We start from the raw sequence: 20,262 nt of genomic DNA, 5'->3' as shown, positions 1-20,262 counted from the left end.
ACCGGTCTCCCGGCCCGCTCGTGACGGCCGGTCCGAAACCGAGTCTTCCATGCACGGACACCCTTCGGTGGCCGAGGTCACGCTCTCATTCCGCTACCGGTCGATGCCGCGTGGGGTGAGGATCGGAGGGGAAGGCGCCGGAGCTCCGGCGCGTGGAGTCGTGAAGGGATGACACCGTGACCGAACGTGTCGCTGTGGACATGTGGTTCGACCCGCTGTGCCCATGGGCGTGGATCACCTCCCGCTGGCTGCTGGAGGTCGAGCAGGTTCGGGACGTGGACATCCGGTTCCACGTGATGAGCCTCGCCGTGCTCAACGAGGGCCGGGACCTGCCGGAGCAGTACCAGGAGCTGATGAAGAAGGGCTGGGGCCCGGTGCGGGTCTGCATCGCGGTGGAGCAGGCGCACGGCGGGGAGACGCTGGCGAAGCTCTACACCGCGATGGGCACCCGGATCCACCTCGGCAAGGAGGAACTGGGCCGGGAGATGCTGACCGGCGCGCTCACCGACGTCGGCCTCGACCCGGCGTTCGCCGACGCCGCCGAGTCGACCGAGTACGACGAGGCGCTGCGGGCCAGCCACGAGGCGGGCATGCGGCCGGTGGGCACCGACGTGGGCACCCCGGTGATCCACGCCCCGGGCCCGGACGGCGGGCAGGTCGCCTTCTTCGGCCCGGTGATCACCCCGGCGCCGAAGGGCGAGGCGGCCGGCCGGCTCTGGGACGGCGTCCTGCTGGTGGCCGGCACGCCCGGCTTCTACGAGCTGAAGCGCACCCGGGAGCAGGGCCCGATCTTCGACTGAGGCGTGCCCGACGAGCCCCGCACCGCCCCGTCACCGGGCCGGTGCGGGGCTCGTTTCACCGGGTGTCCCAGCCGGCGGCCCGCCCGGGGCCGCAGCCCGGCAGCTCCTGGAGGCGTTCCCATGGGTAAGCACCGCCGCCTGTCCGACAACGCGCCGGTGACGGCGACCGAGGACTCCGGTGCGACGTACTGGTCGGTGGCCGAGGGCGACTGGCCGGCCGTCCCGGCCGAGATGGCCGACCTGCTGGCCCCGCCGATCGTGGTCGGCGTCGCCCGGGTGGTGGCCACCTCGCGGATGACCCCGCCCACCGACGCGGGCCTGCCGGCCCTGCCCCCCGGCACGGTCCGCACCAGCGCCGCGGCCGGCCGTCCGGCCTCCGCCGCGACGACGACGGTACGGCTCGGCGCGTCCGGCGGCTCCCGTCCGGCCGCCCCGGCAGCGGGTGGGGGCCCGGCCCCCGGCCGGCACCACAACGGCTGACCGGCGCCCTTTCATCTGGTGGACGGCGTGCGGGTCCGCCACCGGGGCTCCGCACGGCGCGGGTAGCGTCAGCGGCCATGACGGTCGTGCATCCGATCGCCCGGGCCTGGATCACCACTGGCGGCACCGGCGCGCAGAACTACGACGAGTTCGCCGACGACGCGGAGATCACCGCCATCGTCGAGGCGAATCCGCACAGTGCCCTCGGCATCGAGATGCCCCACCGGGCCCCGGAGAGCCTTGGGAAGTCCTTCCTCGACGCGCTCCCCGACGCGGTGGCCCGCCTCGCCGAGGCCAAGGCGGACGGCAGCTACACGCCGGCCGAGCAGGTCGTGGTCCTCTACCGGATCAGCGCGCCGGGCGAGGAGAGCGCCTACGGGCTGTTCGCCATGGTCGACACCGATCAGATCTCCACCCGGGCCGACGAGCCCGGTCTGGTGATCCGCAACGAGGACGTGTTCATCGCCAAGGTGCGGGAGCGGGTCGCCCTGGCCGAGGCGCTGGGTCACCTGCTCTCACCCGTACTCCTGCTCCAGACCGGGCGCGGCGACGAGCTGCACGCGGCGCTCGCGGCGGCGACCGAGTCGGCCGGCGCGCCCGCCGCGACCGACGTGGACCAGGCCGGCCGCACGCACGCCATCTGGCTGCTCGGGCCGGGCCCGGCGCAGGACGAGCTGACCGCCCTGGCGAGCGGTGGCGAGCTGGTGGTCGCCGACGGCAACCACCGCAGCCTGGCCGCGCAGAGCGGCGGCTTCCCGCGCTTCCTGTCGGTGATCACCACGCCGGCCTCGGTGGCCATCCAGCCCTACAACCGGCTGGTCAGCGAGCTGACCACCACCCCGGAGGAACTGCTCGACCGGCTCCGCGCCGCCGGCGCGGAGGTCACCCCGACCGTCGGCCCGGTGGACGTCCCGGCGACCGGCGGCACCGTGCACCTCCACCTCGCCGGCCAGGGGTACGCGGTGCGCCTGCCGCACGTCGGCGGCGGCCGGCTGGAGAACCTCGACCATGCGCTGGTGGAGCGGCTGCTGCTGCGCGACGCGCTCGGCCTCGACCCGGGCGACAAGCGGATCACCTACGTGGGCGGCGACTACCCGGCGAGCTGGCTCACCGGTGAGGTCGACGCGGGCCGGGCCGAGCTGGCCGTCCTCGTCGCCCCGGTGACCGTGGACGACTTCGTCGCGGTGAACCTGGCCCGGGAGAAGATGCCGCGCAAGAGCACCTGGTTCACGCCGAAGGCGCGGGCCGGTCTGGTCGTCGCCGAACTTCCCCGCTGAGCGTGTGACGAATCCGCCTCCGTGCCGCCGCCCGCGCGCCGGCCCGGGGGCGGGCCTGTCAGACTGCGCGGTATGCGCGTCTACCTGGGATCCGATCACGCCGGTTTCGAGCTGAAGGTGCACCTCGCCAACCACCTGGCCAAGCAGGGGTACGAGGTGGTCGACGTGGGCCCGCACGCCTTCGACCCGGACGACGACTACCCGGCGTTCTGCCTGCACACCGGGGAGCGCGTGGTCGACGACCAGGGCAGTCTCGGGGTCGTGATCGGCGGGTCCGGCAACGGCGAGCAGATCGCCGCCAACAAGATCGCCGGGGTCCGGGCGGCGCTCGCCTGGAACATCGACACCGCTCAGCTCTCCCGCCAGCACAACGACGCCAACATCGTCGCGATCGGCGCCCGGCAGCACACCCTGGACGAGGCGACCGCCCTGGTCGAGGCGTTCCTCACCACCCCGTTCTCCGGCAACCCGCGGCATGCCCGGCGGATCGCCCAGGTCGCCGACTACGAGCAGAGCCGGGAGCTTCCCGAACTGCCCGCCTGACGCGCGCCGACCGGCGCGGCCGCCGGGTCGCGCCCGTCACCGCCCGGTGCGGGGCAGGTCCTCGCGCGGCACCCAGTTGCGGCGGACGATCACCACCCGGGCCTCGGCCTCGGCCAGGTCCTCGTCGGTCGGCCGGGCGGCGTCCCGCGCCCGCAGCGCGGCGGTCACGCTCACCTGCGACGAGCCCGAGCCGACCAGGCCGCGCAGCCCCCGCTCGCCCTCGTCGGTCGACGGGCCCGGGCGCCTGCCCCGGGGCTCCGACGACTCCAGCTCGGCGCGTCTGACGCCGCGCGGCGACCTGGAGCCTTCGTCGTGCACCCCGGCCGTGCTCGCGCTCTGGCCCTCGGCCTCCGGTGTTCCGCCGTCGCCGTGGTGCCGCAACCGTCGCCGCCGGCGCTCCGCATCACCCATCACCCGACCGTACCGGTCTGCGCGCGGCGCCGGGGAGTCAGAAGACCTCCATGGGGGCTGGGGCGCGGTGCCAGCCGAAGGCGGCGGCCGTGGCCGCCACCGTGGCCGGGACCAGCTCCCGGACCCGGCCGGCGGCAGCGAGCGCGGCCAGGCCGGCGCCACCCAGGTAGAGCTCGCCGAGGGCGCGGACGTCGCAGGCCAGCCCGGCCGGCGCCGAGGTGGCCGTGCACTCCGCCCCGGACGGGCCGCCGACCAGCCGCCACCGGCCGCTGTTCTCCGGCAGCAGGTCGTCGGTGACCTCGACCACCACGTCGACGTCGGTGGCGTAGCGGCGGGCGGCCAGCGCGGCCGGCACGTCGACGACGCGGACCCAGAGGGCGTCGGCGAGCTGGGGGCCGAGCTGCCGCGGCTCGTCCACCAGCCGGAAGAGCGGCTCGTCCACCGCGGCGATCGGGAAGGACACCCGGCGGGTCAGGTCGATCGAGAGCAGCAGCCGCCACAGCGCCAGGTACGCCTCCGGCCGGGCGGCGACCACCTCGCCCACCTGCACCTCGGCCCGCGGCATCGTGCCGGCCCACTCCTCCTTCGTCCGGTAGAGCGCGTACCCGTCGAGGCCGTCCGGCCCCTCGTGCAGCAGCACCCGGCGCTCGGTGGCGCCGCCCCGCAGACCCTTCACGTCGGCGAGCACGTACGCCCACCAGCGCTCGTCCCGGTGCGACCAGCCGGGGCGGTCGGCGCGCACCCGCTCGTACAGCCGGGCCAGCTCGGCCCGGTGCGGCGCCGGCCGGTCCACGCGGAGGGTGCCCTCGGCGGGCGTCGGGTCCGGAAGGCGGAGCCCGAGGGTGTCACCGGCCAGGACGAGCCGCTGCGCGGCCAGGCCGTAGCCGAACCGGGGATAGATCCGGCCCTCGCTGGCCCAGAGCACCGCCAGCGGCTCCCGCCCGGCGTCGCGGACCTCGCGGAGCTGCCGGCGCATCAGCCCGGTGAGCAGCCCGCGCCGGCGGTGGGTCGGGGCGACCGACACCATGGTCACGTGCGCCGCCGGCACGCTGGCCCCGGGCACGGCCAACTCGCGGGTGAACGCCCCGGCGTGCGCGACGGCGGTCCCGCCGTCGCGAATCAGCAGCGACCGGTCCGGTTCGAAGACCTCGCGCTCGACCTCCAGCAGTTCGGGGTCGAGACCGCCGTGAAAGGCCAGCGCCAGCAACGCGGCGATCTCGTCGAAGTTCTCGGCCCGGGGCACCAGCGCGTCGGTCATCGGATGTGTCTAACCCATCACGTTCGGAGTCGGCACCCTATTTGCCGGCTCGCTACCCTCGGAACCGTCGTCGGCGTCGGTCGAGGGGGAGGACACGAGATGGCGGACCAGACACAGCCGTGGGCCGAGCGGACGGTCGAGGTGCCGCCGCAGCCCGGCGTCGTGCCTCCGCAGCGGGACGCGTTCCGGCGCGGGGTGGCCGCGGTCGGCCAGCCGCGCACGCCCCGGACCGAGCAGTTCCCCGCCGTGGACACGAGCGACTGGACCGCCGATTCGGCACCCCGACGCCCGATGGGCTGGCACCTCGCCCAGCTCCGCCGGGGCGGGGAGTGGAGCGCGGCCGGCGCGCTGTTCGCCTTCGTCTGCTGGGGCATCTGGGCGATCTCCGGCAGGGGCGACCTGGGCACGCCGCTGCTCACCTTCGTGCTCAGCCTGCTCACCGCCGTGGGTCTGTTCGCCCTGGCCCGCCTGGTCGGCCGGCTGGTCCTGGAGCGGCAGCTCGGCCGGGTGCGGCGCAGCGCCCGCGGGGCGCACCTGGTGACCGCGCTGTTCCTGGCCGGCGTGGGGGTGGCCTACCTGCAGCAGACCGAGTGGGTGGTCTCCGCCTGGAACTGGGTGACCGGCAACTGACCGTGGCCGCGGGCGGGGCGGCCCCCCGCCGCCCGCCCGCGCGCCCGGTCGCGGAACGCCGCGACGCCGGTCGTCACTCCACCAGGACGGCGCTCGCATTACCCGGCCGGGCCCGGTTCATCCGTCGCCCGGTCGGCTGAGCGGTCACCGCCCCTCGGCGTCGGCCTTCGGGGAGGCGACCCGCGCCGCCGGGTCCTCGACGCCCGGCTCGCCGCCGCCCGGGGCCACCATCCCGTCGTAGTTGTAGACGACGCCCCCGTCGCCGTGCTGTTTCGTGGTCCGGATGTAGCGGTGGATCATGCCGTCGATCTCGATCTCCAACAGGGCCTGGTCACCCGCGTCCTGGCTGTTGCCGTCCCGGGGACCGCCCACCAGGTACGCCTTCGTGTTCGTCTCCATGCGCCAGCCGTACCCCTGGCGGGCCGGACGGAAACGGCGACCACCCGTCGGTGGGACGGGCCGTTCACCGAGCGGGGGCACCCTTCCGGCGCACCGATCCCCGTCGGCCGTCGTGCCGGCGCGGGCCGGCGGCCAGCATGACGGCATGGGCGCGTATCGATCAGCGTACGAGCGGAGCATCGCCGACCCGGCCGGCTTCTGGCGGGAGGCGGCGACGGACCTCGACTGGCACCGGGCGCCGGAGCGGATCCTCGACGACAGGGCGGCGCCGCTGTACCGCTGGTTCCCCGACGGCGTGCTGAACACCTGCCACAACGCGCTCGACCGGCACGTGGCCGCCGGCCGGGGCGACCAGCCCGCGCTGATCCACGACAGCCCGGTCACCGGCACGCTCCGCACCCTCAGCTACGCCGAGCTGCTCGCCGAGACCGCCCGGTTCGCCGGTGCGCTGCGCCGGCTCGGCGTCGGCCAAGGCGACCGGGTGCTGCTCTACCTGGCCATGGTGCCGGAGGCGGTGATCGCCATGCTGGCCTGCGCCCGGATCGGCGCGGTGCACTCGGTGGTCTTCGGCGGCTTCGCCGCCCACGAGCTGGCCGTCCGCATCGACGACGCCCGGCCGGCCGTGGTCGTCGCCACCTCCTGCGGCATCGAGGTGGACCGGGTGGTGCCCTACCACCCGATCCTCGCCGCCGCGCTGGACGAGGCGACCCACTCCCCGGCGCACTGCGTGATCGTGCAGCGCCTCCAGGAGCCCGCTCCGCTGCTCGCCGGTCGGGACCTGACCTGGGACGAGGTGATGGCCGACGCCGAGCCGGTGGAGTGCGTGCCGGTCGCCGCCACCGACCCGCTCTACATCCTCTACACCTCCGGCACCACCGGCCGCCCGAAGGGCGTGGTCCGGGACAACGGCGGGCACGCCGTGGCGCTGCGCTGGTCGATGCGGAACGTCTACGGCATCGAGCCGGGCGAGGTCTTCTGGGCCGCCTCCGACGTGGGCTGGGTGGTCGGCCACTCCTACATCGTGTACGCGCCGCTTCTCACCGGCGCGACCACCGTGCTCTACGAGGGCAAGCCGGTCGGCACGCCGGACGCCGGGGCGTTCTGGCGGGTGGTCGCCCAGCACCGGGTGGCCGCCCTGTTCACCGCGCCCACCGCGATCCGGGCGATCCGCCGGCAGGACCCGGACGGCACCCTCCTGGCCGGGCACGACCTGAGCAGCCTGCGCACCCTCTTCCTGGCCGGTGAGCGGCTCGACCCGGACACCTGGGCGTGGGCGGGGGAGCGGCTCGGCGTGCCGGTGGTGGACAACTGGTGGCAGACCGAGACCGGCTGGCCGGTGGCCGCGAACCCGCGCGGCCTGGAGCCGCTGCCCATCAAGCCCGGCTCCCCGTCGGTGCCCGTCCCCGGCTACGACGTCCGGGTGGTCGACGGCGATGGCCGGGAGGTGCCGCCGGGCACCGACGGCTCGATCGTCATCCGCCTGCCGCTGCCGCCGGGCTGCCTGCCCACCCTCTGGGGCGACGACGAGCGCTACGTCCGCTCCTACCTCGCGGCCTTCCCCGGCTACTACCTGACCGGCGACGGCGGCCGGTTCGACGACGACGGCTACCTCTACGTGATGGGCCGTACCGACGACGTGATCAACGTGGCCGGGCACCGCCTCTCCACCGGCGCCATGGAGGAGGTGCTGGCGGCGCACCCGGCGGTGGCCGAGTGCGCGGTGATCGGCGTGACCGACCCGCTCAAGGGCCAGGTGCCCAGCGGGTACGTGGTGCTCAAGGCCGGCGCCGAGGTGGACCCGGACGCGCTCACCGGTGAGCTGGTCGCCCTGGTCCGGCAGCGGATCGGGCCGGTGGCCGCGTTCCGCCGGGTGACCGTGGTGCCGGCGCTGCCCAAGACCCGCTCCGGCAAGATCCTCCGCCGGACCATGCGGGGGCTGGTCGAGGGGCGGGACGAGGCGGTGCCGCCGACCATCGAGGATCCGGCGGCGCTGGCCGTGTTCCGCGCCCTCGGCGCCGGCTCAAGCTCGGGGGCTACTCCTTGACGAACCGGTGGAGCACGAAGTCCCCCTCGGAGCCGCAGGCGATGACTTCGGTGTTCCACGAGCAGGAGTCGCCCCGGACGTCCTTCAGCTCGCCGAGCTGGGCCACCTTGCCCGACCCGGCGCCCACTCCGGCCACGCTGCGGTCGTCGACCGCGCTGCCCAGCGGGTCGGCGAAGAGCAGCAGGTTGCCGGCGTCCACCCGGACGGCCACCCCCTCCTCGTCGTCGAGCACCCGCTCGCCGTCCGGCCCGAAGAGCGTCGCCGCCGGCTCGGGATAGATCCGCCGGGCCAGCACCCGCTCGCCGATCGGCACCAGCTCCGTCATCCCCGGCGTCGCCCACCGCTTGACGCCCTGACCCTCCCGCGCGGCCACCACCGCGGCGGTCTGGTCGTCGGAGTCGGTCACCTCCAGCAGGCAGGCCCGGTGCTCCCCGCACGGCGCCAGCGCCTTGGCCCGCCGGTCGTCGTCCTCGGCGGTGTAGAGCACGCTCGGCTGCGCCTGCTTCCCCAGGTCGTAGGCGAGCAGCCGGCCGTCGTCGCCGGCCACGTAGAGCCGGTCCTCGTGGGCGGCGACCAGGTCGTCCGGCTCGGCCACGGCCTTCCAGCGGCGGACCTCACCGCCGGTGCCGAGGTCGATCAGCCGGACCGACTTGTCCGCGCTCACCTGCACGAGCTGCTCGACCGGGCCCTGCTCCGGGTCGCGGGGCGAACCGTCGCCGTAGCCCGGGCCGGACACCGCCTCGTCGGTGGTCACCGGGTGCACGCTGTCGCGCGCGTTGCCGTACTCGTCGGTCAGGTCGGCCAGCGACCAGCGTTCGTCCCCGTTGCTCAGCTCGAGCCCGACCAACCGCTTCCGCTCGTGGTCGGTGAGCGCCACCACGTCCTTGCCGACGAACATCTCGTCGTCCCCGTGCACGGTGTGCCGCCAGCGCGGCAAGCCGGATCCGCCGTCGAGCACCTCAAGCTGGCGTGGGGTGCTGCTGCCCGCGGCGTCGGCGAGCAGCGCCACCGCGCCGGGCAGCGCGACCACACCGGCCCACTGGTCGGCCGTGGTGGCGCTCTCCTTGCGCCACAGCACGTCGCCGGTACCCGCCTCGACGGCCACCACCGCCAGCAGGTCGTCCTCGCGCGGATAGGCCAGGTAGGCCCGGTCACCCGCGACCGCCGTGAACATCTCCACCGGCCGCTCTCCGCCCGCGGCGAACCGGACGCCCTTGCCGAACGACTGGAAGTCCAGCTCCGGGTGGCGGTCCCGGGTCAGGTAAAGGGCGGTCGCGGTGGCCACCCCGGCCAGGGCCACCACCGCGCCGACCGAGATCCACAACGCCCGCCGCCGGTGGCCGCCCGGCGCGGCCGGCGACGCGGGCGTCCCGTTCCCGGGTACGCCCGGCCAGCCCGGCCAGGCGCCCGGCTGGTGCGGGATTCCAGGAGCCTGCGGGGGCACGCCGCCGAGCGGCGAGCCGTGCGGGGGCAGCGCATGCGCCGGCGTACCCGGGGCGGGTGAATGCGGGGCCACGGCGGTGCCGTGCGGTCCGGCGGCGAGCCGCGTGCCGTTCGCTCCCGCGGCGACCGTCGTGCCGTCGGCTCCGGCGGCGACGGTCGTGCCGTCCGGGCCCGTGGCGGTGCCGGCCGGGAGGACGGGGGTCCTCGGATCGGCGGCGGCGGTCGGCAGCTCGGCGGGAAGCGGTGGCGTGCCGAGGTCGAGCAGCGTGCCGGCCGGGCCGGCGCCCGGGGTCGCGGCGGCCGGCGAATCGGCGGGGGCCGCGCCGACCGGGGCGAGCGGCAGCGGTGGGGCGGCCGGCCGGTTGCGCCGCAGCGGCAGGTCGGTCAGCGCGCCCTCGGCGACCGGCAGCTCGGGCTGCTCCAGCACGGTCGGCGCGATCCCCAGCTCGGCGTGGAGCAGCCGCGCCACCAGCGGGATCCGGGACGAGCCGCCCACCAGGAACAGCCCGGCGAGCCGCTCCGGGGTCAGCTCGGCTACGGAGATGACCCGCCGGGTCTCGGCGACCGCCCGCCGCAGGAGCGGGGTGGCCACCTCCTCCAGCTCTGCCCGGGTCAGCGACACGGCGGCCGGCACCCCCGGCACCGCCACCGGCGCCGCCGTGGTGCGGGACAGCATCTCCTTCGCGCCCCGGACGTGCTCGACGAACTGGAGCCGCTCTCGCCACTGCGTGGTGTCGGCCGGCTCGCTCAGCCGCGCCCACTGCGCGGGGTGGGTGGCGGCGATCCGGGCGCCGACCAGCGCCAGCAGGGCAGCGTCGAGGTCCAGCCCGCCCAGGTCGTCGAGACCGCCGCAGGAGATCACCCGGAAACCGGAGTCGCCCCACGGATCCGCGCCCTCGTTACGCACCACGGCGACGTCCAGGGTCCCGCCGCCGAAGTCGAAGACCGCCACCGACTCGCCGACCGGGACCGGCCGGCGCAGCACCTCGGTGTAGTAGCGGGCCGCCGCGACCGGCTCGCGCAGCAGCCGGGTGCCGGGCGGGGTCGGGCCGGAGAGGGTGTGCTCGGCCGCCGACGGCCAGCCGGCCAGGGCGAGCGCCTCGGCGAGCACCTGCCGTCGGTGGGCGTCCCAGGTGGCCGGGCAGGTGACCACCGCGGGCGGCAGGAACCCGAGCGCACTCACCGCGGCCTCGCCCACCGCGCGCAGCACCGCGCCGAGCAGTTCGGCCGGGGTGTGCCGGCGGTCGCCGAGCGGCACCTCCGGCTCGTCGACGCGGCGCTTCGGGTTCGGCTCGTAGCGGTCGGGATCGGCGTGGGCCAGCCGCAGCGCGTCCCGCCCGACGTGCAGGCGTCCCTCGGTGTCGGCGTACACACCGGACGGCAGGATGGGCTCGCCCTCCACCAGCAACGGGCGGGTACGCCCGTCCGGCCAGCGCAGCACCGCCACGGTGTTCGAGGTGCCGAGGTCCACGCCGAGGGCGAAACCGTCCTGCTGGCCTGACATCCTTCGCTACCTCCACCCGACGAGGGGATGTCCGGCCCCGCATCGTACGCATCCTCCGCCGCCCGGTGATCTCCGACGCGGCCGTCGCCGGACCGCCGGGACGAACGACCGCGCGGCCGTCAGCCGCCGCTGCGCGCCACCGCATGCTCACCGCGCTCCGAGTGACCCTCCTGCCCTGCCTACCGCCCGGGAAGCCGGCTACTGACGTGGATGGCACGCTCCGATCTGGCAGCTACGGCATCACTAAGATCAGGAGCGTGACCTCCGGCAGATCGCCCTGGCCGGGGTGTGCGTTCGGCATACCTGCCTGATCCTGAGGGCAACCTCGCGAGGTGCAGACCTACTAGGCGGTTCTCCGGTACGGATCTCGCCGGAAACGGAACCTACCTGGCGCCGCATCGCGTTCGACCGTGTCCTCGCCGGCGTCATCACAGGCGCACAGCGTCTGGGTAAGGTCGGCAGCATGGCTGACGCTGTCGTGATTCCCGGCGGTTGGTTCGGACCGAGCGCTCCCCTGCTGATGTATGCCGGCGATGTGGCGGAGCGGCGGGGCGCGACGGTACATCGATACTCGTGGTCCCAGGAGTTTCCGAAGCCTGATCAGCCGGAGATCGAGAGCTGGGTCGGCGGTGAGATCACTCCACTGATCGACACCATCAGCGGTCGCCCACTGCTGATCGGCAAGTCGCTCGGCACGAACGCGGCAGCGATCGCCGCCGAAAGATCCTTGCCCGCCGTGTGGCTCACACCCCTGCTCACCCTGCCGTGGGTGGCTGACGCGTTGGGCCGCGCAACCGCCCCGTTCCTGCTCGTGGGTGGTACTGGCGACAAGCTGTGGGACGGTGACATCGCCCGCCGGCTGTCACCCCATGTGCTGGAGGTGGAAGGCGCGGACCACGGCATGTACGTACCCGGCCCGCTCACCGAGTCGATCGGAGTGCTCAGCCGAGTCGTGGTCGCCGTGGAGGAGTTCCTCGATGCGATTGGCTGGCCGAGCTAGGCACCTGGCCCGCACGGCTGGTGTCACCGGTGAATTGCCGGCCTTCGGACTACAAGAAGATCGCGGATGGCAGGTCAGGCCCGCAAACTCCGCACGAGGAAGACCGCCGGCGCGACCAGCACCACGACCACCCATTGCAGGGCTACGCATATCGCAACCAAGATCTGAATGAGAACGTAGTCGAGTGCCAGCGGAACGTCCGGGCTGGCCGTCGGCCCGGCGATCGGTACCCAGCGGGGCACTCCCGGCCGCCACAGGAGCCAGCGAGACGAACCGTTGCACCTGGTGTCCGCCTCATTCCCAGATCCTTCGCCCACAGGGTGATTGTCTCTGACTTGCATGACAACGTGGCTTGGGCGCTTAGCGGATCTCCCGTAGACCTCCAGCCCCGGACGGGGAGAAGGTGGAGCGCCTTCGCCCCGTTCAGGACGGCTGGTAGCAGCTAATGGCCCACGGATGGCCCGCAAGATCGAAGCGGGGAGTGGCCGACCGGCCCAGGATCGGGGATGCAGCCTCTGACCTGGGCCGGAGGCCGTTGGAGCGGGCGACGGGAATCGAACCCGCACCGTCAGTTTGGAAGACTGAAGCTCTGCCATTGAGCTACGCCCGCGTCCGCCCCGCTCTCGCGGGACGCGCCCGACAGCCTACCCAATCCCGGAACCGGACGCGCAGCCCCGTACGGCGCGGCGCGCCGAGCCAGGTCGCATGCCCCGGTGACCCTCCGGCGGGCCCGGACGGCATACACTCTTCGTCGCCACGGGGTGTGGCGCAGCTTGGTAGCGCACTCGCTTTGGGAGCGAGGGGCCGTGGGTTCAAATCCCGCCACCCCGACTGTCGTTCGCGCCGGGTCGTCCGGGAACCGCCGATTTTTTCCGCGCGGTACCCGGGCGCTGCCGATGCCGCAGGCCGGCTCGCCTACACTCGATGCGCGCAAACACGCCCAGACTCAACTGAGATCCGTCAAGGAGTACGCCTGTGAAGAGCACCGTCGAGACTCTGAGCCCGACGCGCGTGCGGCTCGCCATCGAGGTGCCGTTCGTCGAGCTCGAGCCGAGCCTCAGGAAGGCGTACCGGGAGATCGGCCAGCAGGTCCAGGTTCCCGGCTTCCGCCGGGGCAAGGTTCCCGCCGCCGTGATCGACCAGCGGGTGGGCCGGGGCACCGTCCTCAACGAGGCGGTGCAGGAGGCCATCCCGCAGAACATCCTGGCCGCGGTCCGCGAGCACGACCTGAAGACGCTTGGCCGCCCGGAGGTCGAGATCACCGAGTTCAACGACGGTGACTCGCTCAACTTCACCGCCGAGGTGGACGTCCGCCCAGAGATCATCCTGCCGGACCCGGCCACCATCGAGGTGACCGTGGACGAGATCCAGATCGCCGACAGCGAGATCGACGAGCAGGTCAACAGCCTGCGCGAGCGGTTCGCCACGCTGAAGACCGTGGAGCGGGCCGCCCAGGAGGGCGACTACGTCCAGATCGACCTGAACGCCACCGTCGACGGCGAGGACGTGCCGGGCGGGCAGGCGAGCAACATCTCGCACGAGGTCGGCAGCAAGCAGCTCCTGCCGGGCCTGGACGAGGCGCTGGTCGGCCTGGCCGCCGGCGACAGCACCACCTTCTCCACCCAGCTGGTCGGCGGCGACTACGCCGGCCGGGACGCCGACGTGGCGGTGACCGTCCGCACGGTCAAGGAGAAGGAGCTGCCCGAGCTCAACGACGACTTCGCCCAGCTCGCCAGCGAGTTCGACACCATCGACGAGCTCCGCGCCGACCTGCGCGAGCGGGTCACCCGGGGCAAGCAGGTCGAGCAGATCTACGCCGCCCGGGACAAGGCCCTCGAGCAGATGGTCGCCGCCGCCGAGGTGCCGGCGCCGGAGGGTGTCGTCAAGGAGGAGGTCGAGAGCCGCAAGGCCGCAATGGTCGACCAGCTCGAGCGCATCGGCGCCTCCCTGGAGGAGTACCTCGCCGCGGAGGAGAAGACCGAGGAGCAGATCGACACCGAGCTGACCGAGGCCGCCACCGAGGGCGTCAAGGTCCAGCTCCTGCTGGACACTCTCGCCGACGCCGAGGACGTCCAGGTCTCCGACGACGAGTTCGGTCACGAGATCGTCCACCGCGCCCAGCGCGCCGGGATGGCCCCGCAGCAGTACTACGACCAGCTGGTCCGCTCCGGCGCCGCCCAGGCCGTCTTCGGTGACGTCCGCCGGGGCAAGGCGCTCGCCTCGGTGATGGAGAAGATCAAGATCAAGGACGCGGCGGGCAACGAGGTCACCCTCGACGCGCTGCGGGCCCAGAACGAGGCCGAGCACGACCACCAGCACTGATCGTCGGGTGTCGGCCGCCGTCCCGCGCTGTGCGCCGGGCGGCGGCCGAAACCCTTTTCCGAGTACGCCCCGCGGGTGACTGCGCTGAGAGCGAACAGTGCCCCGACCGGGAGTACGGCCCCCGGCTGAGCGGTTAGTGTCGGGTAGGACGGTACGGAGAGCGAAGGGCTGCCATGACCGACATGCACATCCCCAAGAAGTCGCTCCGGGCGATCGAGGCCCGTGGTGGCGACTCCATTGGCAACCTCGACGACTCGGTCTACAACCGGTTGCTCAAGGAGCGGATCATCTTCCTGGGCAGTGAGGTGACCGACCAGGTCGCCAACCGCATCTGCGCGCAGCTGCTGCTGCTCGCGGCGGAGGACCCGGACCGCGACATCAACCTCTGGATCAACTCGCCGGGTGGCTCGGTCTACTCCGGCATGGCGATCTACGACACCATGCAGTTCATCGACAACGACGTGTCGACGGTGGCCATGGGCATGGCCGCGTCGATGGGCCAGCTCCTGCTCTGCGCCGGCACCAAGGGCAAGCGCTACGCGCTGCCGCACGCGCGGATCATGATGCACCAGCCCTCCGGTGGCCTCGGCGGCACCGCGTCGGACATCGCGATCCAGGCCGAGCAGATGCTCTACACCAAGCGGATGTTCCAGGAGCGGGTCGCGCACCACACCGGCCAGAGCCAGGCGCAGATCGAGGCGGACTCGGACCGGGACCGCTGGTTCACCGCCCAGGAGGCCATGGACTACGGCTTCATCGACAAGGTGATCATCGGGGCCGCGCAGGTTCCGGATGGCGCCGGGACCCTGAGCTGAGGAGCTGACGATGACCGACCTGAGCCTGCCGCCCCAGTTCGCGGCCGTGCACAACCGCTACGTCCTGCCGTCGTTCGTCGAGCGCACGTCGTATGGGATGAAGGAGTCCAACCCGTACAACAAGCTCTTCGAGGACCGGATCATCTTCCTCGGCGTCCAGGTGGACGACGCGTCGGCCAACGACGTGATGGCCCAGCTGCTGACGCTGGAGGGCACCGACCCGGACCGCGACATCATCATGTACATCAACTCGCCGGGTGGCTCGTTCACCGCCATGACGGCGATCTACGACACCATGCAGTACGTCCGCCCGGACATCCAGACCGTCTGCCTGGGCCAGGCGGCCAGCGCGGCGGCGGTGCTGCTCTCGGCGGGCACCCCGGGCAAGCGGATGGCGCTGCCCAACTCCCGGATCATCATCCACCAGCCGGCCACCGAGGGCGGCTACGGCCAGGGGTCGGACATCGAGATCCAGGCCCGGGAGATCCTGCGGATGCGGACGCAGCTCGAGGACATGCTGTCCCGGCACTGCAACCGCCCCATCGAGCAGGTTCGCAAGGACATCGACCGTGACAAGATCATGACGGCTGAGGAGTCCAAGGAGTACGGGCTGGTCGACACGATCCTGACCAGCCGTAAGAAGGGTCTGCTGGCTTCTCACGCCGCAGGCTGAGCAGTGCGAGTTCGGAGGTCGGTCGGGGCAGCGGTCCCGGCCGACCTCTGACACACCCGTTTTGGGGGTCGGAGAAACCTCCGGCAGCGGGTAACGTCGGGTCTGTGCCGCTTCGCTGGGTCGGACCGGCGAGTGGGACGACAGGACGGACGGGCGCGCGGCGCCCGCAGGTCAGGGCCGGCGTACCGGCCGACGAGTGCAGGGAGAACGTAGGTGGCACGGATCGGTGACGGCGGCGACCTACTCAAGTGCTCCTTCTGCGGCAAGTCGCAGAAGCAGGTCAAGAAACTCATTGCGGGCCCCGGGGTCTACATCTGCGACGAGTGCATCGATCTCTGCAACGAGATCATCGAGGAGGAGCTGGCCGAGTCCGGCGAGGTGAAGTGGGAAGAGCTTCCCAAGCCGATGGAGATCTGCCAGTTCCTCGACAACTACGTCGTCGGTCAGGAGCAGGCCAAGAAGGCGCTCGCCGTCGCGGTCTACAACCACTACAAGCGGATCCAGGCTGAGGCCGCCGGCGCTCCGGGTTCGGGCAGTGACGGCGTCGAGCTGGCCAAGTCCAACATCCTGCTGCTCGGCCCGACCGGGTGCGGCAAGACCCACCTGGCGCAGACGCTGGCCCGGATGCTCAACGTCCCGTTCGCGATCGCCGACGCCACCGCGCTCACCGAGGCGGGCTACGTCGGCGAGGACGTGGAGAACATCCTTCTCAAGCTGATCCAGGCCGCCGACTACGACATCAAGCGCGCCGAGACCGGGATCATCTACATCGACGAGGTCGACAAGATCGCCCGGAAGTCGGAGAACCCGTCGATCACCCGGGACGTCTCCGGTGAGGGCGTGCAGCAGGCGCTGCTGAAGATGCTCGAGGGCACGGTGGCCAACGTGCCGCCGCAGGGCGGGCGGAAGCACCCGCACCAGGAGTTCATCCAGATCGACACCACCAACGTGCTGTTCATCTGCGGTGGCGCCTTCGCCGGCCTCGACCAGATCATCGAGGCCCGCACCGGCTCCGGCGGCACCGGCTTCGGCGCCCGGCTCCGGTCGGTCTCCGAGCGGTCGACCGACGACATCTTCAGCCAGGTCATGCCGGAGGACATGCTGAAGTTCGGGCTGATCCCCGAGTTCATCGGCCGGCTCCCGGTGATCACCAACGTGCGCAGCCTCGACCGCAGCGCCCTGGTCCGCATCCTCACCGAGCCGCGCAACGCCCTGGTCCGGCAGTACCAGCGCCTCTTCGAGCTCGACGGCGTCGAGCTGGAGTTCGAGGAGCCCGCGCTGGAGGCCATCGCCGACCAGGCCATGCTCCGCGGCACCGGCGCCCGCGGCCTGCGGGCGATCATGGAAGAGGTCCTGCTCTCCGTGATGTACGAGGTGCCGAGCAACCCCGACGCCGCCCGGGTGCTCATCACCCGCGAGGTCGTCCTGGAGAACGTGAACCCGACCATCGTGCCCCGCGAGTTCACCGGCCGGCGCGCCCGCCGGGACCGCGAGGAGAAGTCGGCCTGACCGCCGTCGCGACCGCGCCCGGGTCAGCTCGGGCGCGGTCCGCGTGACCGGGTCCGCCGGTCCCACTCGCCCGACGGGGTGACCGCCACCATCACCAGCTGCGCCGGCTCGTCGCCCGCGGTGCGGTAGCCGTGCTCGCGGTCGGCGTGGAACTCCACCGTCTCGCCGGCGCGTACCTCGTGGTCGACGCCCTCGACGGTGACCGTGACGGTCCCGGCCAGCACGTGCAGCACCTCCCGCGTGCCGCGCGGGTGGTCGGGGGAGTGGTGCGCCTCGCCGGGCTGCAACCGCCACTCCCAGAGTTCGACCAGGTCGGGCTCGCCCAGACCGCTGAGCAGCCGCGCGGTGCCGCCGTGCTCGCCCCGCCACAGCACCGGGGCGTCGCCCGCCCGGGAGACCCGTACCGTGCTCTCCTCCGCCGGTTCGAGCAGCCGGGCGATGTTGACGCCGAACGCGTCGGCGACCCGGCAGAGGGTGCCGACGCTCGGGTTGGTCCGTGCCCCCTCGATCTGCACGAGCATGCCCTTGCTCACCCCGGACCGGCCGGCCAGTTCCTCGAAGGACCAGCCGCGGGCGGCCCGCAGCTCGCGTACCTGTCGGGCCACCGCGGAGGTCACCGCGCCCACCCGCCCTCCGGCGTCGGTCATCACACTGTCCTTCGCGGTCAATATTGTGCTACGACTGCCTGATGTTCCCCATTGTGCTCGCCGCGGTCTCCGCGGTCGCGTTCGGCACGGCCGACTTCTCCGGCGGTAAGGCGTCCCGGCACGCCGACCCCATCGCGGTGACCGTGGTGTCGCAACTGCTCAGCGTCCCGCTGCTGCTCGCCCTGGTGCTGATCGTGCCCGGCACGCCCGGGCCGCTCGACCTGGCCTGGGGGCTGCTCGCCGGGGTGGCCGGCGCGGCCGGCGTGATGCTGCTCTACAAGGCCCTCGCAGGCGGCGTGATGGCGGTCGTCGCACCGGTCACCGCGATCACCGCCGCGGTCGTGCCGATCGTCGCCGGGCTGGTCACCGCAAACTCCCCGGGCACGCTCGCGCTCGTCGGCGCCGGTCTCGCCGTGGTGGCCATCGCGCTGGTCAGCCTGGGGGAGGGCGGCGCCACGGGGCGGGTGTCCGGCCGGCTGATCGGCATGGCGCTCGGCGCCGGGCTGCTCTTCGGGATCTTCTTCGCGCTGCTCGGCCAGGCCGACGAGGGCGCCGGCATGTGGCCCGTCGTCGCGGTACGGGTCAGCTCCATCGCCTTCGGCCTCGCCCTCGCCGTGCGCACCGGCGTACGCCTGCGGCTCGAACCGCGGGTGCTCCGCTGGGCCGCGGCGGCCGGTCTGCTGGACTCGGCGGCCAACGCGCTCTTCCTGGCCGCCGCCGGCCGGGGCCACCTCAGCGTGGTGGCCGCCATCGCCGCGCTCTACCCGGCGAGCACCGTGCTGCTCGCGCTCGCGGTCGACCGGGAACGGCTCCGCCCGGTGCAACTGGCCGGGCTGGGCTTCGCCGCCGGCGCGCTCGTGCTGGCGAGCGTCTGAGCCCTGTCGCCGCCCGCCGTCCGCCCGTACGCTGAGCGTCATGCGCGTCGCCGTCTGTCAGCTCAACGCCCGTGACGACCGGACCGCCAACCTCGCCGCCGCCGAGGCCCTGCTGGCCCGGGCCGCGGCGGCCGGCGCGGATCTCGCCGTCCTCCCGGAGTACGTCGACTACCTCGGCCTCGCCGCCAGCATGCCCCCCGCCGAACCGGTCGACGGCACGGTGGGGCGGTTCTTCGCCAACGCCGCCCGCCGGCTCGGCATGTGGGTGATCGCCGGCTCGTTCCACGAGGCCGGGCCGGACCCCGAGCACACCTGGAACACCTCGCTGGTCTTCGACCGCGACGGCGCGCTCGCCGCCAGCTACCGCAAGATCCACCTGTACGACGTCGAGATCCCCGGCCGCGTCTCCTACCAGGAGTCGGCCACCGTGGCGCCGGGTGAGAAGCCCGTGGTGGTCGACGTGGAAGGGCTCCGGGTCGGCCTGTCGATCTGCTACGACCTCCGGTTCCCCGAGCTCTACCGGCAACTGGCCGGCGACGGCGACGCGGAGCTTCTGGTGGTGCCGGCCGCGTTCATGATGCACACGGGGCGCGACCACTGGGAGGTGCTGCTCCGGGCCCGGGCGATCGAGAATCAGTGCTACGTGGCGGCCGCCGGCCAGACCGGCGACCACGAGCCGGGGCGGACCTGCTTCGGGCGCAGCATGGTGGTGGACCCGTGGGGGACAGTGGTCAGCCAGGTTCCCGACGGCCCGGGTGTCGCGGTCACCGACCTGGACCTGGACCGGCTGCGAACGATCCGCGTCGAGGTGCCGAGCCTCGCCAACCGGCGGCTCTGAGCCCCCGCTCAGCTCTCCAGGAGCACGCCGATCACGGTGAAGCCGGCGATCGCTGCCGCGGTGACGAGCAGGGCCGTGGTCATCCGGGAGGGACCGCGCCGGACGAGGCGTCCCACCGACGCCAGGACGACGACGAGCACGAAGGCGCCGATGACCAGCTGCCAGAACGGCAGCAGGAGCCCGAGCAGGGCCTCCTCGGCGAGCGTCGCCGCCGGGAACCGGGACACGTCATCCATGCCAGCCACTCTGGCACGGATGAGCCCGTGGTGGCCCCGTCCGATCCCCGCTTTCCGCCGGCAGGGTCCCGCGGACACCCCGCTGGCGGGCACTGACGATCATTGATTTGCCTTCTCGGGGCCGTCCGCGTAACTTTCTCTCTGCACGCGGGAGGCCGGACAAACCGGCCGAGAACGGGCGCCAGGCTGGTGGCGGTGACGCCGAGCCAGACTGAGGATCCGGGCGGTGCGAGCGACTCCGGGAAACACGGGGTTGCGATCGCGAAGCCGACCGGGTAGAGTTCGAAAGCCGGCAGGGAGCCGGGCGGGTGGCCGCGAAAGCGGCGATCGGCCGGTCCGCCGGAACCCACGACAGCAACGACCGCCAGTTACGGCGTGCGTCAGCGTGGATCGGACCGAACCAAGTTGATCACCTCAAACACGAGGTTGACAGCGAGGAGCGGGCCGGGTAAGTTAGAGAGGTTGCCCCGGATGGGGGTCCTACGGTGTAGGGCTTTCGGATGGTGTGTGGTTGTTCTTTGAGAACTCAACAGGGTGCTTGTTAAGCCAGTGCCAAAT

General features: G+C 72.8%; 19 protein-coding genes and 2 tRNA genes. 14 read left to right on the top strand and 7 right to left on the bottom strand.

Features of this window, described 5'->3' with window-relative positions:
- Positions 1-176: 176 nt before the first annotated feature.
- The 4 genes from AB0F68_RS28895 to AB0F68_RS28880 all read left to right on the top strand — a co-directional run bounded on the left by AB0F68_RS28895 (position 177) and on the right by AB0F68_RS28880 (position 3,100).
- The gene (locus AB0F68_RS28895; RefSeq protein ID WP_357343899.1) at positions 177-800 is read left to right on the top strand and encodes a DsbA family protein; all 624 of its coding nucleotides are present in this window, start codon (positions 177-179) and stop codon (positions 798-800) included.
- A 120-nt stretch (positions 801-920) separates the two neighbouring features.
- Positions 921-1,280, top strand: a complete 360-nt coding sequence (locus AB0F68_RS28890) for a hypothetical protein (RefSeq protein ID WP_357343897.1) — start codon at positions 921-923, stop codon at positions 1,278-1,280.
- Positions 1,281-1,357: 77 nt separating this feature from the next.
- Positions 1,358-2,557, top strand: a complete 1,200-nt coding sequence (locus AB0F68_RS28885) for a DUF1015 family protein (protein WP_357343895.1) — start codon at positions 1,358-1,360, stop codon at positions 2,555-2,557.
- 72 nt (positions 2,558-2,629) lie between these two features.
- On the top strand, positions 2,630-3,100 hold the full coding sequence (locus AB0F68_RS28880) for a ribose-5-phosphate isomerase (protein WP_357343893.1): 471 nt from the start codon (positions 2,630-2,632) through the stop codon (positions 3,098-3,100).
- A gap of 36 nt (positions 3,101-3,136) precedes the next feature.
- On the opposite strand, the gene AB0F68_RS28875 is transcribed toward AB0F68_RS28880, so the two are convergent.
- Together AB0F68_RS28875 and AB0F68_RS28870 are read right to left on the bottom strand one after the other, a co-directional pair.
- A complete protein-coding gene (locus tag AB0F68_RS28875; protein ID WP_357343891.1) occupies positions 3,137-3,511 on the bottom strand; it encodes a hypothetical protein in 375 nt (124 codons plus the stop codon).
- Between the two features lie 37 nt (positions 3,512-3,548).
- Positions 3,549-4,769, bottom strand: coding sequence for a GNAT family N-acetyltransferase (locus tag AB0F68_RS28870; RefSeq protein ID WP_357343889.1), 1,221 nt, complete (start codon positions 4,767-4,769; stop codon positions 3,549-3,551).
- Between the two features lie 99 nt (positions 4,770-4,868).
- On the opposite strand from AB0F68_RS28870, the gene AB0F68_RS28865 reads away from it, so the two are divergent.
- Positions 4,869-5,399 (top strand): hypothetical protein, encoded by a 531-nt coding sequence (locus AB0F68_RS28865; protein ID WP_357343887.1) that lies wholly within the window; start codon positions 4,869-4,871, stop codon positions 5,397-5,399.
- 144 nt (positions 5,400-5,543) lie between these two features.
- On the opposite strand, the gene AB0F68_RS28860 is transcribed toward AB0F68_RS28865, so the two are convergent.
- Complete coding sequence (locus tag AB0F68_RS28860) at positions 5,544-5,798, bottom strand: hypothetical protein (protein WP_357343885.1); 255 nt, start codon at positions 5,796-5,798, stop codon at positions 5,544-5,546.
- Positions 5,799-5,943: 145 nt separating this feature from the next.
- Here AB0F68_RS28860 and AB0F68_RS28855 point away from each other — a divergent pair, with 145 nt between their 5' ends.
- Complete coding sequence (locus AB0F68_RS28855) at positions 5,944-7,842, top strand: propionyl-CoA synthetase (RefSeq protein WP_357343883.1); 1,899 nt, start codon at positions 5,944-5,946, stop codon at positions 7,840-7,842.
- Here the strand turns inward: AB0F68_RS28855 and AB0F68_RS28850 are convergent.
- Positions 7,832-10,789: an Hsp70 family protein gene (locus tag AB0F68_RS28850; RefSeq protein WP_357343881.1), complete on the bottom strand. Its 2,958-nt coding sequence runs from the start codon at positions 10,787-10,789 to the stop codon at positions 7,832-7,834. The genes AB0F68_RS28855 and AB0F68_RS28850 overlap by 11 nt on opposite strands.
- Positions 10,790-11,252: 463 nt before the next feature.
- Between AB0F68_RS28850 and AB0F68_RS28845 the strand changes: the two genes are divergently transcribed.
- A complete protein-coding gene (locus AB0F68_RS28845) occupies positions 11,253-11,789 on the top strand; it encodes an alpha/beta hydrolase (RefSeq protein ID WP_357343879.1) in 537 nt (178 codons plus the stop codon).
- Between the two features lie 536 nt (positions 11,790-12,325).
- On the opposite strand, the gene AB0F68_RS28840 is transcribed toward AB0F68_RS28845, so the two are convergent.
- Positions 12,326-12,399 (bottom strand) — tRNA-Gly (locus tag AB0F68_RS28840).
- Positions 12,400-12,546: 147 nt separating this feature from the next.
- Between AB0F68_RS28840 and AB0F68_RS28835 the strand changes: the two genes are divergently transcribed.
- The 5 genes from AB0F68_RS28835 (at position 12,547) to clpX (ending at position 17,108) form a co-directional block, all read left to right on the top strand.
- Positions 12,547-12,620, top strand: a tRNA-Pro gene (locus tag AB0F68_RS28835).
- Positions 12,621-12,764: 144 nt separating this feature from the next.
- Positions 12,765-14,111: a trigger factor gene (gene tig, locus AB0F68_RS28830; RefSeq protein ID WP_357343877.1), complete on the top strand. Its 1,347-nt coding sequence runs from the start codon at positions 12,765-12,767 to the stop codon at positions 14,109-14,111.
- A 173-nt stretch (positions 14,112-14,284) separates the two neighbouring features.
- A complete protein-coding gene (locus AB0F68_RS28825; RefSeq protein WP_088960728.1) occupies positions 14,285-14,926 on the top strand; it encodes an ATP-dependent Clp protease proteolytic subunit in 642 nt (213 codons plus the stop codon).
- A 10-nt stretch (positions 14,927-14,936) separates the two neighbouring features.
- On the top strand, positions 14,937-15,599 hold the full coding sequence (locus AB0F68_RS28820; RefSeq protein ID WP_013288034.1) for an ATP-dependent Clp protease proteolytic subunit: 663 nt from the start codon (positions 14,937-14,939) through the stop codon (positions 15,597-15,599).
- 213 nt (positions 15,600-15,812) lie between these two features.
- Entirely contained in the window at positions 15,813-17,108 is a 1,296-nt protein-coding gene (gene clpX / locus AB0F68_RS28815; RefSeq protein WP_357343875.1) for an ATP-dependent Clp protease ATP-binding subunit ClpX, read from the top strand.
- A gap of 23 nt (positions 17,109-17,131) precedes the next feature.
- Here the strand turns inward: clpX and AB0F68_RS28810 are convergent, their stop codons facing one another.
- Positions 17,132-17,755 carry an XRE family transcriptional regulator gene (locus tag AB0F68_RS28810; protein ID WP_357343873.1) on the bottom strand — a complete coding sequence of 208 codons (624 nt, stop codon included), beginning with the start codon at positions 17,753-17,755 and terminating at the stop codon, positions 17,132-17,134.
- A gap of 41 nt (positions 17,756-17,796) precedes the next feature.
- On the opposite strand from AB0F68_RS28810, the gene AB0F68_RS28805 reads away from it, so the two are divergent.
- Complete coding sequence (locus tag AB0F68_RS28805; protein WP_357343871.1) at positions 17,797-18,630, top strand: DMT family transporter; 834 nt, start codon at positions 17,797-17,799, stop codon at positions 18,628-18,630.
- Between the two features lie 40 nt (positions 18,631-18,670).
- Positions 18,671-19,468, top strand: a complete 798-nt coding sequence (locus AB0F68_RS28800) for a carbon-nitrogen hydrolase family protein (protein WP_357343869.1) — start codon at positions 18,671-18,673, stop codon at positions 19,466-19,468.
- An 8-nt stretch (positions 19,469-19,476) separates the two neighbouring features.
- On the opposite strand, the gene AB0F68_RS28795 is transcribed toward AB0F68_RS28800, so the two are convergent.
- Complete coding sequence (locus AB0F68_RS28795; RefSeq protein ID WP_357343867.1) at positions 19,477-19,704, bottom strand: hypothetical protein; 228 nt, start codon at positions 19,702-19,704, stop codon at positions 19,477-19,479.
- Positions 19,705-20,262 lie beyond the last annotated feature (558 nt).

It is taken from the genome of Micromonospora sp. NPDC023966 (assembly GCF_040639095.1).
Lineage (GTDB): Bacteria > Actinomycetota > Actinomycetes > Mycobacteriales > Micromonosporaceae > Micromonospora.
This window is presented reverse-complemented; position numbering and strand designations above follow the sequence as displayed.

Bases quoted from the DNA above. Each gene is read 5' to 3' on its own strand.
- AB0F68_RS28890 (WP_357343897.1), top strand. From the start codon at position 921: ATGGGTAAGCACCGCCGCCTGTCCGACAACGCGCCGGTGACGGCGACC.
- AB0F68_RS28885 (WP_357343895.1), top strand. From the start codon at position 1,358: ATGACGGTCGTGCATCCGATCGCCCGGGCCTGGATCACCACTGGCGGC.
- AB0F68_RS28880 (WP_357343893.1), top strand. From the start codon at position 2,630: ATGCGCGTCTACCTGGGATCCGATCACGCCGGTTTCGAGCTGAAGGTG.
- AB0F68_RS28875 (WP_357343891.1), bottom strand. From the start codon at position 3,511: ATGGGTGATGCGGAGCGCCGGCGGCGACGGTTGCGGCACCACGGCGAC.
- AB0F68_RS28870 (WP_357343889.1), bottom strand. From the start codon at position 4,769: ATGACCGACGCGCTGGTGCCCCGGGCCGAGAACTTCGACGAGATCGCC.
- AB0F68_RS28865 (WP_357343887.1), top strand. From the start codon at position 4,869: ATGGCGGACCAGACACAGCCGTGGGCCGAGCGGACGGTCGAGGTGCCG.
- AB0F68_RS28860 (WP_357343885.1), bottom strand. From the start codon at position 5,798: ATGGAGACGAACACGAAGGCGTACCTGGTGGGCGGTCCCCGGGACGGC.
- AB0F68_RS28855 (WP_357343883.1), top strand. From the start codon at position 5,944: ATGGGCGCGTATCGATCAGCGTACGAGCGGAGCATCGCCGACCCGGCC.
- AB0F68_RS28850 (WP_357343881.1), bottom strand. From the start codon at position 10,789: ATGTCAGGCCAGCAGGACGGTTTCGCCCTCGGCGTGGACCTCGGCACC.
- AB0F68_RS28845 (WP_357343879.1), top strand. From the start codon at position 11,253: ATGGCTGACGCTGTCGTGATTCCCGGCGGTTGGTTCGGACCGAGCGCT.
- AB0F68_RS28825 (WP_088960728.1), top strand. From the start codon at position 14,285: ATGACCGACATGCACATCCCCAAGAAGTCGCTCCGGGCGATCGAGGCC.
- AB0F68_RS28820 (WP_013288034.1), top strand. From the start codon at position 14,937: ATGACCGACCTGAGCCTGCCGCCCCAGTTCGCGGCCGTGCACAACCGC.
- AB0F68_RS28810 (WP_357343873.1), bottom strand. From the start codon at position 17,755: ATGACCGACGCCGGAGGGCGGGTGGGCGCGGTGACCTCCGCGGTGGCC.
- AB0F68_RS28805 (WP_357343871.1), top strand. From the start codon at position 17,797: ATGTTCCCCATTGTGCTCGCCGCGGTCTCCGCGGTCGCGTTCGGCACG.
- AB0F68_RS28800 (WP_357343869.1), top strand. From the start codon at position 18,671: ATGCGCGTCGCCGTCTGTCAGCTCAACGCCCGTGACGACCGGACCGCC.
- AB0F68_RS28795 (WP_357343867.1), bottom strand. From the start codon at position 19,704: ATGGATGACGTGTCCCGGTTCCCGGCGGCGACGCTCGCCGAGGAGGCC.